Genomic DNA, 11,160 nt, shown 5'->3' on the forward strand with positions numbered 1-11,160 from the left:
TTCTGATTCCTACTTTTAAACATTATCAAGCTATCCGTTTCTTCATCCATAATTTGTTTCGCACCCAAAATCATTTCCTTGAATTTTACGTCTGTTATTTCTCCTTCAAAAACTGAATTCTGAATCCAATTCAAATACTTTCGACAATGCTTCAACATCTTGCCTACTCGCTTTTCGCCCATATCGTAAACCAAAATTACGTACATATTGTTACAGTTAAAAGTTTAAACTCATATCTATATACGTTATAAAATTCTCTACCAATTCATCTTGAAGGGCTTATATTCGTCAATCCCTAATAAATGCTTACTCAATTTATAACATTCCAACTTCACCAAATGCTTGTAACTTACCGACCGTCCTAAAGTCCTATGCTTAAAAGTCTCTTTCAGTTTTTCGTCAAATGCCTGAGCAAAAAGCTTCCGTGCCGAATCCTTCATTACACAGCGGTTTAACTCATGTCTAAAATCACTCGACTGAATTTGTTTCTTATTTAACAAACTAAAAATTGTTCTATCCACTAAAATAGGCTTAAAAACCTCAGCCAAATCCAGAGCAAGCGAATATCGCCTAAACCCTGGTTCGTGCAAAAAACCAATCGTAGGGTTTAACTGTGTGTGAAATATCTGGTCCAAACACATTGTATAGCACATCATATTGCCAAACGAAATCAAAGCATTTACCTCATTATTAGCCGGTTGCTTTGTCCGATTTCCCATCTCAAAATCATTAATAATTACATCAAAAGCCTCATAATAAGTCTGTCTAATATTCCCTTCAATACCCATCAACTCAGGCACTTTTATCGTAGCATTTATACTTTCCGCATATCTCTCAATAGCCGAAATTTGTTTGGCTACATCTTTCTGACGATTGTTATAATACTGTAAATTCTTCAACATATTTGCAGCTCCGCCCGAGACAAATTTCTGAGCCACCACCATTCGTTTTTTATCCGAAAGGTAAAATTTCGTCTGTTCTACCTGCATTTTTCCTGCCAGCAAATACTCCTTTGGCATAAATGAACCCGTATAATGCTCATAATAATCAAAAAAATGAACCGCCACCTGATGCTTTCCCAAGAAATTATACATCGCTGAATTTGCATCCAATGACCCAAAACAGTAGATATTATCGACCGTTTCAATGGGCAAATATCTTGGCTGACCTTCAACACCATGTTCATCCACAGGTTGAAATTTAAGTGTATTATCCTGACGACTCAATCGTCCAGGATTAAAAAGGTAATACGATTTTTTCATAGTTTATCATTCATCTCCACTCCAGCAAAAATCAAAATAAGAACAATTAGTACATTTACTTTTAGGTAAAGCGGGCGGACAATTTTCTTGTTCAGTAATGGCGTAAGCCCTCTTAATTTTCGATTCAATTGCTGTAACATCGTCCTCATTCAAGTCAACTCTATCGGTTTGTCTCAATTTAGGATATTCAATCGTTCCATAATTAGCCACAATTTCATTTTTACGAAGCAAATACAGATAAAACTGCACCTGAGCAATATGTGCCAATTCCCTCGCCGCCGACTTCTTCGTTTCATGAACAATTCCCAATTTTGCATCAAAAAAGTCAATTTTAGCAGATAATTCTATCCCTTCCAATTCCCCAGAAATCTGTACTTCCTGATTTTTCTCAGCTCGTTGCGGATAACTTTCTTCCCCAATAAGCCTACCTTCCGACACAATATCAGAGGTATGCTCCATCCGTATTACGTGGGCGTGCAACCACAATTCACGGTGGCAAATATGGAGAATATTAATAAGTGTGGCATTGATGGTCATGATTCTTTTACAAATAATTCACTAAAAAATACTTCTAATTCATTCATTACCGAATTTCTATCAACCTGTGTTTGAAGTTGATGACTAAGCCTTTTATCCCATGTAATAGCAACTTGTTTCATCCGTTCAGGCTTAAATAAATCTGAAACATCATTGAAAACGATATTTTTGAAAATACATTTCTTGAAAAATGCTTCTTTAACTCCCTGCCAATCAATCTCATTTATGTGCGTTTTGATGTACCATAAATCAAAATAATCTCTCGCCTCCCCTCGATTTCGTTGAATCAAAGCCCGCATTTTTTCTGCTAAAACTTCTTCTATCGAATAACAAGGTATTATATTAATAATCAATTCATTATCAGAATAATTATGGATAATTTCCCTTTCAATATTCTCAAATAACATCAGTTCAAAATGTCTAATTTCAAGGATAATTTTAGTATGACAATCTTTCCTAAATATTGGCGTTTCAGATGGATTATGATTTGCTCCCCAATAACAAATCTCAATATCCCACCCCACTTTCTGGTTATTGTGCTGCACTTCCGCAAACATCAACATATTCGTCTCAATGCCAGTTACATTCTTCAACTTTTCACAAACTTCATTGATTCCCTTGCGTGTAAGGATGAAATTCTGATTTATAATCGTCAAATCAATATCCTCCGAGAAACGATAATTTTCAAAATAACACTTTCGTAAACACGTACCACCCTTAAAAATCAAGTTCTCTTTTGCCCATTGGTACGAAAAAAGTACGTTTAGAAAATGTCCAAGTACATAATCTTTATCAATCGTATCAGCGGGAACATTACTCTTTTTAGACCACTCAACAATCTCCTTTCTGTTTATCATTCTAATAGTAGTTTTTTATATTTTGAAGAATATCCTCTTCCGAAACATTCAGTCTTAATCGCCATTTTGCCAAGTACGAACCACTGCTCGGGCTACTTGGGTCAAGGTCATTATATTTTTTATTCACCTTTTTCAAAGCATATTTTTCAAATGTTTTCAGGTTCTTAATATTCAATAATTCAATCAAATAGCCCAATCTTTTAATTACACTAACATTATCCACTGCCTCACAAGCCTCAATAAGCTCTTTGTTTCGCATTTTGGCTTTGTACAACGCCTTAATCAATTCCGACCAGTCAACACTTTGTCCGATTGAATCGAAGCAATCAACAATCGTTTTTTCTAAATTGGTAATTTTAAACTGATTATTGCCTCTGCCTTCTAACTGATACCCCTTTGCCTTCGACGGTTTCACCTTCACAAACTGAAACGAAACATCCATCACTTCTTTATTTTTGATTAAAGTAGGGCTTTGAACGAATATAGTATTTGAAAATTGAGTGGTTAGTCCGTGCCAATGCAAAGCCGACCAATAAGCCACCGCACCCTTAGGAGCTAAATAATAAGCTAACACAAATTCATCATGAAAACTCGGACGGTAATAAAGCCCTTTTTGCAAAGATTTAATAATTCCATCTTTAAGCAAAGCCTCAACCGTAGCCCTAACATTCACATTTTCATCCTCAAAATATTCAACAATTGTATTCAAATGAAATATTTTAACTTCATTTTCATCTAAATATCTGATTAATAATGATTTACTATCATTTATCTTAGACATATTAATTACTTTTTGTTATATTATAATATGCAAATATAGTGTATTTAGTATTATGAAAGGTAATTAATAGTTTATGAGTTATTTACAAAATACAGTTTTCAGATGATTCAATTTTTGATTCAATTAGACCTTTTTCATAATCGTAAACTAATTGATAATTTTCCAAAAAAAGATAGTCTTCAAAGTCTTTTACGGGATTACTAAAACCTTTTAGAGCAACTTTCATTTTTTCAGTATAAAAAATTGAGAATGTGTATTTACTGATTATCCCTCCAATTGTTTTTCTGGAAATAGCTTTATCTGTGTATTCTTTAAAAATCAATTCATTATTATTCATTTTCAAATATAAATCCCAAACCAAAGCACCATTAAGAAATCCATTTTCTGGAAAAACATTATTTTTGACTAAATATTTTAGTTCATTTTCACTAAATATATTTTCAGGTTCTCCTTTTTCGTCCTCAATTGAAATTGGAATAGAAAGAGGCACAAAAATGGATAAATTTCGATTATCAATCAGTTTAAATTTATCATGTACATTCTGATAATCAAGCCTTTCTATGTATTCATGATAAGTACTGAATTTTTCAATACCCTCCATCTCATTTATTTTGTTTGTTCTTTCAAGAACTAAATTATATAAATGCTCAAAGTCTTTTGTTTTTAAAATCTCTTCATGTTTTTCTTTGGAAATATTGTCTCTTGTAATCGAGTATCTCCTATCATTTTTATAAAGAATACCAGGCTTGTCTTTCTGGAAAAGATAAACTTCACAATTTTCCTTTTTAACATTTCTATTCACCCGCCCAGCCAGTTGCTCATCGCTATCAATTAAGGATACATTTTTAAATCCTAAATCCATATCAATATCTACTCCAGCTTCAACAACCTGAGTCGTTATGAGCAATATCTTTTTATCTCTATTCTTTTCGTTTTTTAATTTATTGATTATTTCTTTTCGCCTTGGTTCAAGAATTGTACCCGATAACACTAAGATTTCATCGAAAAAACGGTTATCAATAACTTCTTCAAATTCAGTGGCAGATTTTTTAAAAATAAACTCAATAATAGTAAAAACTCCATTTTCTTCATTCTGAGTTAAATATTCTTCTGATTTCTCAATTACAATAGCAGCTAATTCAGGCATTTCTAAGGTAGCATCTCGATAATCAAACCTAAATTTTACTCTTTCAGCAAAGTTGGGATTCGTAAAATATTCCTTGGCATTGGGTAATAAATCTGTAAAAACAGGCTTGTTTTCAAGGGGTAAATTCAATTTGTCAATTCTTGGTAAAGTTGCTGACATCAGAATGAATTTGACATTAAATGCCTTTGCATAATTCTGAATAAAATACAGTATTTTATCCCAATGGACAGGGGAATATGATTGTAATTCATCAATAACAACAATACTATTGGCAAGACGATGAAACAAATAGTTTGTTTCTTTCTCATTTGTTTTCAGAATATCAAAAAAACGGATATGTGTCAAAAGGCAAAAAGGATAGTGAACAAACAGATTACTGATAAAATCTTTCTTTTCTTGCCCATATTTTCCATCCGCTTTTTCCTCAAAGTTTGGGTCTTCATTTGATTGAAACCCCGCTTTTGAGTGTAATAAACTCACCTCATTTTCAGTTAAATTGAGCGTTTTCAGTATTGATTTATGAGTCTGAGTAATTAGCGTTGTAAAAGGAAATACATAAAAAACTTTGTTGATTACTTCATGCTCTTTTAATAATTCAGCAATCGCCAACATCGACAGATTTGTTTTACCACCACCTGTTGGTGCTTCGAGATAAAACAAATTCAGATGCGTATTATTTCTGATATTCCTTAACAACTCAATTGCCATGTTTTTTCTAATCAGATTTAGGTTATCACCAGACTTATCCTTTGGATTCTCAACTTTATAGTCTGAAATGGCTAAATGATAGGCTTCCGAGTTATAGGAATGTGAAGTAGCTGCCGCAAGTATCACTTTTTCACGCAAATCTTTATCAATTAATCCCAACGAATCAATTGGTTTCTGGTTCATGTAATCCGAGGTTGCCAAATAATCTGATGCTGTAAGTAAAGAAAAATTTAGTCTTGTGAGGGCGTATAGTGGGAAATGACCAATTATGGTATTGGCTTTAAATGGCTCAAAAAACTTATTAACTAAATGTTTTTCTGTAAGTGTGTCGGCGGCTAAAATAGAAAGCTGATTTGGAAGTTCAATTTGATAGTTTTTTAAAAAACTTTTCATTACTTCCAGTTCGTTATTGTCAAAAAAAATAGTTTTACTGTCTATACTTAATAGCTTACTTCCATGATGTTTCAAAATGGGATAAGATAAAAAAAGGATAAAAAACAGGCAAATTTGTTGTTCTTTACCGTTTAATCCTGACAAAATAACGTCTTTAAAATGCTTAACTATGTAGATGTATGACCCAAGTTTGGAATGATGAGTTTTTAAAATATAGTTCGAAATTATTTTTGACTTAAACTTTGAATTATTCATTTTCAGAGCATCTCCTTGAAAATTAGGATTAATTTTTCCTAAGTCGTGAAAAATAATTGTACGACAAAAAAATAATTTTAATTTTTCTCCCAAAAGCTCAATTTGATATTCTTCAAATTTATTCAATTTTAAAAAATCTTCAATGAGCTTATCAATTGTTGAATCTAATTTATTTGATTCAACAATTAGGGATAAATAATCATTTACCAGTTTTATGTGTTCTTCTAATGGTTCAGATTCATGTAAATCATGTCTATGGGCAAGGTATAAAGCAGAATCAAGCAAGAACTTACCGAAGGGTTGTTCTTGCTCAATTATAGTTTTAATTTTTTTAAAAGAGTTGGACATATTTGGAAGTATCTTTCAAAAAATACAATGATGAAAGTATTTTGGAAGGAATAAAATTAATGTTTGTATAAGAAAACTTCTCTAATTGATATTGAAACAATTTTTCATCAAAACCTATTGGCAATCTTTCAAAAAAAACAAATATTTGCTTTGGTTCTGACATATCTAAAAAGTTGAAATCATCCTTATCTTCCTCTTGATTATCTTTTAAAGTAAAGTTTTTGACAAATAAACTTGAAACTTCATATGAGTTTGTCAATTCTTTCACCTCAGAATATTGATACTCTCTAACCGTTTCAATGTCCCACCATGCAGAAAACTCATTTTTACCAAGATAAGGCAAATAAACAGATTCTCCTTTCAATATTCTTTCTTTCAATATTGCCTGATGCTCCATCTCATCATCTACCATAATATAGCAACGAAAGGCTGGTTTGATTAAAGTTTGTTCCGTAATAATCAACGTTCCATCTGCATTGGCATATCCGACAGTATTTGTATATTTTATGTTTGTTTTACTAAAATTACCTTTTTCGTGAAATCCCTCAATTGGTTCAATACCAATAGGTAAATCTTTAAATGCTTGATAATACTCTGGAAATTCTCCTCTTTTATTGTAGCCTTTCAGTCCAACTATTGCTCCTAAAACCCCTAACAGTGCGGGTTTATGGAGGCTATTAAAAGTCAAAATTGTTCCTTCGTTAATATCAGGTTTTTTGAAACAGGCAAAATCAGCACGCAAATCAAACGATATAATGTGCTTTGCCATTTTCTATTGGTTTAAATCTGAAACAATTGCATTTTGAGGAATCCCCAAGACCTTAGTAGCCGTTTGGTCATAAACAATCTCAATTCTTTCTACTTGGCTTGCGATATGTGGGCGATTCAAAATTTCTGTAATCCCAGTCAAATCAATGGATTTATCGACAGTAATTTTTACTAACTCTACAAAAGAGGGTAATACAATCAATGAGCCTTCTTTGAGTTGCACCCAAAGCATCAATTCATTTTCTGAACCAGATTTTGCGGCTGAATCATAAAAAGAAACCCCACGAGTAAGACCAATTTTTAGTTTTTGTATGTCTTCATGCTGTAAAGTCGTTCCATCAGACAAAGCAACTTGGTCAGCAATGTTTTGTGGATTAACTGAAAAACCATGTACATAATGTCCTTCACTTAGCTTTGATTGTGAGCCAAGCGTTGTCATAGTCGAATCAGCATTTTTATCTCCTGAATTTCTAAAAGGAGACATAATTTGTTCGGAATATATCTCACCTTTTTTATATTGGTCAATTGCATGAGTTATTTGAACTGGTCCATGAATAGAAAAAGTAATTTTATTAGTACTTGCATACGTTCCTCCAAAAAGACGTACATCAAGACAAGAGAGCAAATTTTTCATTACAACTTTACGAATTTGACTATCTGCATCTTTGCCTTTAATATCAGGATATTTACCAAAAAGAAACTCATATTTTTCGTCGAGTGTTCTTGGTTGCATTTCGTCAGATAATGTCTTGAAATAAAACACTTTCTCTTCAGAATATGCCTTTTTCAAGAAATTACGAATTGAATATTTTAATACTTTGTCAGTTGCGTAAACTGTCCCATCAGGCAAAGTGCGTGGTTGATGAGAAAAATCTGCATTGTAATTTGAATTAATGGCTTTGATGACTACGCATCCGAAAACTCTGTTATTGAAAGATGACATGATATAGATTTGATTTTAAATTTCTGAAATATTTTCTTTTTGTGATTTTTCGTAAATTAAGCAATCGGTAAAATAGCCTGTAAACATGAATTCATGCAAATCTTTGAAGTTTCCCTCAAAAGTAAACCCTTGAATTTCAGCCACCAGTTTTTCTACTCTCCCACGTCCTAATGACAACTTATATGCGTACTTGATAAGTAATCTTCTTATTGAATCTTTTAGTGAATTCACATCTGTTTTTAAAACGAATGGTTCAAGCATTGCGTGACTTTTATTACTACTTTCACTCTGATTTAGTAAAAAGTATATGAGTTGCCCTACTCCAAATGCAAACTCTTCATTTGTTTCAAAATGAACATCCGAATTGTTTATCACTTGGCGAGTTTTTTCGGTAAGTGCTGGGATAATTGATGACATATCTGATTGATTATTAAATTGTCTAAAACTGAATAAAATATTTAACTTGGTTTTAATACTATAAGCCCTATTTCTTTCCTGAGAATCATCAGCTCCATTAAGTTTCTTTAAATCGCTGTAAATACCAGTCATAACGATATGATTAATCATGGTTTCATTGATACTTTTTCTTTTAGACTTATAAATAAAATCGTAAAAAGCACCTCTATAAGTCATCACTAAATTGTAAATCGTTGTATTATTATCATCACAATATTTTTGTTCGAGGTCATCAAAATATTTAAGTATTGGTGGACCTTCACCTTTGGTTTTCACCACCAAAGAATTATTAAATAGGATAGGTAAAATTCTACTTTGAAATTCAAAAACGTCATTAATTTGATAGGATTTTCCTTCATTAAAAACATCTAAGACTTTAAAGTTTTTCTCATTTTTATCAATTAGTCGATATTGAAACTGGCTCACAAAATCAAAATCTTTAATTTCACCACGTTCATAATATAGTAGATAATAATTACCGATAGTTTCTTTACTTAATTTCTTCAAAAGCGAATCAATAATATCCTTATGCCCTTTCCTATTCCCTCCATCAAGTGCATCTGCCTTGAACAAGTCGATGGAAGCCTTTAATTCATCCCCATATACAAAAATCGGCAAAGGGTTTGGTAAAATTCTTCTCCCGATAATAGATTCAAACTCAAATAAAGTCTTGGCATCATTGGCGGAAACCCTCCCAGTAATATCAAATGAGGCAGATTGATGTTTTAAATAAGGCTTTTTAGTATTGAAGCCATTTAAAAAATTGCTTGTACCATAAACTTGATTATCCGTCCCCAATTCGTTATATTCTTCCGTATTAAATAGCTTTCCACCTAAATATTTATCATTAGGTATTTTATATTTTTCCTCATTAATATCAAGGTAAAAAACGATATATTCAGCATCTTTCAATTGGGAATATTCAGGAATTTGGTCAAGGAAAGAATGGACTTTCTCTTCACCATTTAACGCAAATTTGAATACTTTGGCTCTTTCTTTCTCGGATTCATCTTCCAAAAGTTCAAGTGATTTATCAAAGTACGCACTTATTCGTTCATACAGTTTTATCTTGGCATCGTTAAACTTAGCACCACCCCGAATAGATTCTCGTTTGAATGCCAAACAATAAGGAGAGCACGAATGAATCCCCTTTGATGGTAAATCAAAACATTTATTCGTATTCACCATCCAAGCTAAGTTAGCCAATGTAGCAAATCGCTTTTTAGCGGAAGTCAGTTCTTTATCCTTCTTGGAATAAATCTCAGATTTAGGCTTGTTTGAAATAGAAAGTTGACCGTCTTGCTCTTCAAAACTCAATAAAATATGTAGCCCCTCTTTAGGAGTCATGCCAATCGCTTTAAGTTCAGAATCTAAGCTATTTGTAAAATTTATCAGTTCTTTTATCATTTCTCAGAATTTTTAAAACACATATTTCTAACTAACCCACAACCTCACAAAACCCAAATCCCTGACTCGCCTCCTTGCCCATTCCCCCATAAAGTCCAACTTTAATAATTTCTTCTGGTGCAGTCAATTCAAACTCAAAATTACGAAAACCTCTCACTTCCGTAGCAGAACTTTTGCCGTCCTTAATCGTTACTTTTCGAGATTTGATATTGCTTACTTCGGTCAATTTGAATGAAATTTCTTGACACTGAAAATCTGGATTAATGTTTTCGCCACGCTCTATCATGGCACTCAAATATTTATCTCTAAGTCCATCAATCAAGTATTTGCTAAATCTTTCATCCGTAGGTTCAAGGTATTGATCCATGTCGTTTATCTTTTCAGCTACTACCATGGCAGAGGTCGCTTTAAGTCGAGTTGTAGGCATAATTACAGGTTCAGCAAGTGTTTCGACACGCTCAATCGTAAACAAAGCATCATGAAATTTATCAAATAAGTGAACCTGTTGATCCTGAAATAACCCAACAATAAATGACTCCGCTGCTTTATCAATATAAAAAGAAACTGTCCACTCAATCAAGGGCGAAACAACCTCGAATCCTTTGGTGTCGGATTTCCCAATTTTGCACCGTAAATCTGAAAAAGTAAAATGCTTGAAACTTTTGCTTTTGTTCAATTTATAGCCAGTATCATGGAGAAATATACCATAATTTTCATCTGCTGAAGCAATTTTTGAATACAAAAAAGCAGAAAGTGGATAATGATAATTCCACATTACTCGTGGACGAGAGGACATTGGTCTAAGGTGTAATTTAAATCTCATCGTAAAATTAGGTAGTTTATATTTCACAAACTTATACAATCTAAATGGTATTCCATACACGTAGAATTACCCTATTTAAGCTATTATTTTTAGTATTTTAAATGTTATTTATAGATTTGTATAATGTAGGTTGCAACTGAGAAATGCGCACCGATTTCGATTTGGTTCTTCGTCAATTTTGGTAAAAAGCTATCTTTTACTGGTTATGACCACTCGTTTTCTGAGTAGCTCAAAACTCGCTCGTCCATACATGGTTGCAGCTAAAGAAAAGTAAAAAATTTCCCACGACTTTTTTAGTCTCTATAAAATTACGTTTATACGATTGGAAGAGCATACATTTTGATGATTTAATTAATTTGTGCGTTTTTAAACAAAATCTTGAAGATTTTGAAAATCTGGTTGTTTTTTAGACTTTAAAATTAGAGAGCGGTAAGATAAATTATCAGATAATAACCCCCTGCTAAGGCTCTACAAT

At 32.5% G+C, this 11,160-nt stretch carries 10 protein-coding genes; all 10 read right to left on the reverse strand.

Features of this window, described 5'->3' with window-relative positions:
• Window positions 1–206, reverse strand: a 206-nt coding sequence (cas2, locus tag AC1W31_RS19115; protein WP_481736095.1) for a CRISPR-associated endonuclease Cas2, incomplete at its 3' end; no start/stop codon positions are given.
• A gap of 51 nt (window positions 207–257) precedes the next feature.
• Window positions 258–1,262 (reverse strand): type I-B CRISPR-associated endonuclease Cas1b, encoded by a 1,005-nt coding sequence (gene cas1b / locus AC1W31_RS19120; RefSeq protein WP_481736096.1) that lies wholly within the window; start codon window positions 1,260–1,262, stop codon window positions 258–260.
• A gap of 6 nt (window positions 1,263–1,268) precedes the next feature.
• Complete coding sequence (gene cas4, locus AC1W31_RS19125) at window positions 1,269–1,799, reverse strand: CRISPR-associated protein Cas4 (protein ID WP_481736097.1); 531 nt, start codon at window positions 1,797–1,799, stop codon at window positions 1,269–1,271.
• Window positions 1,796–2,656, reverse strand: coding sequence for a nucleotidyl transferase AbiEii/AbiGii toxin family protein (locus AC1W31_RS19130; RefSeq protein WP_481736098.1), 861 nt, complete (start codon window positions 2,654–2,656; stop codon window positions 1,796–1,798). Before AC1W31_RS19130 ends, cas4 begins: the two co-directional genes overlap by 4 nt.
• 1 nt (window position 2,657) lies before the next feature.
• Complete coding sequence (locus AC1W31_RS19135) at window positions 2,658–3,437, reverse strand: type IV toxin-antitoxin system AbiEi family antitoxin domain-containing protein (RefSeq protein WP_481736099.1); 780 nt, start codon at window positions 3,435–3,437, stop codon at window positions 2,658–2,660.
• Between the two features lie 82 nt (window positions 3,438–3,519).
• Complete coding sequence (gene cas3, locus AC1W31_RS19140; RefSeq protein ID WP_481736100.1) at window positions 3,520–6,288, reverse strand: CRISPR-associated helicase Cas3'; 2,769 nt, start codon at window positions 6,286–6,288, stop codon at window positions 3,520–3,522.
• The gene (cas5b, locus tag AC1W31_RS19145) at window positions 6,272–7,057 is read right to left on the reverse strand and encodes a type I-B CRISPR-associated protein Cas5b (RefSeq protein WP_481736101.1); all 786 of its coding nucleotides are present in this window, start codon (window positions 7,055–7,057) and stop codon (window positions 6,272–6,274) included. Before cas5b ends, cas3 begins: the two co-directional genes overlap by 17 nt.
• A gap of 3 nt (window positions 7,058–7,060) precedes the next feature.
• Window positions 7,061–7,999 (reverse strand): type I CRISPR-associated protein Cas7, encoded by a 939-nt coding sequence (locus AC1W31_RS19150; protein ID WP_481736102.1) that lies wholly within the window; start codon window positions 7,997–7,999, stop codon window positions 7,061–7,063.
• Between the two features lie 15 nt (window positions 8,000–8,014).
• Complete coding sequence (locus AC1W31_RS19155) at window positions 8,015–9,862, reverse strand: hypothetical protein (RefSeq protein ID WP_481736103.1); 1,848 nt, start codon at window positions 9,860–9,862, stop codon at window positions 8,015–8,017.
• A gap of 31 nt (window positions 9,863–9,893) precedes the next feature.
• Window positions 9,894–10,685, reverse strand: a complete 792-nt coding sequence (gene cas6, locus AC1W31_RS19160) for a CRISPR-associated endoribonuclease Cas6 (RefSeq protein ID WP_481736104.1) — start codon at window positions 10,683–10,685, stop codon at window positions 9,894–9,896.
• Window positions 10,686–11,160: the final 475 nt, after the last annotated feature.

Source organism: Arcicella sp., from assembly GCF_964672035.1.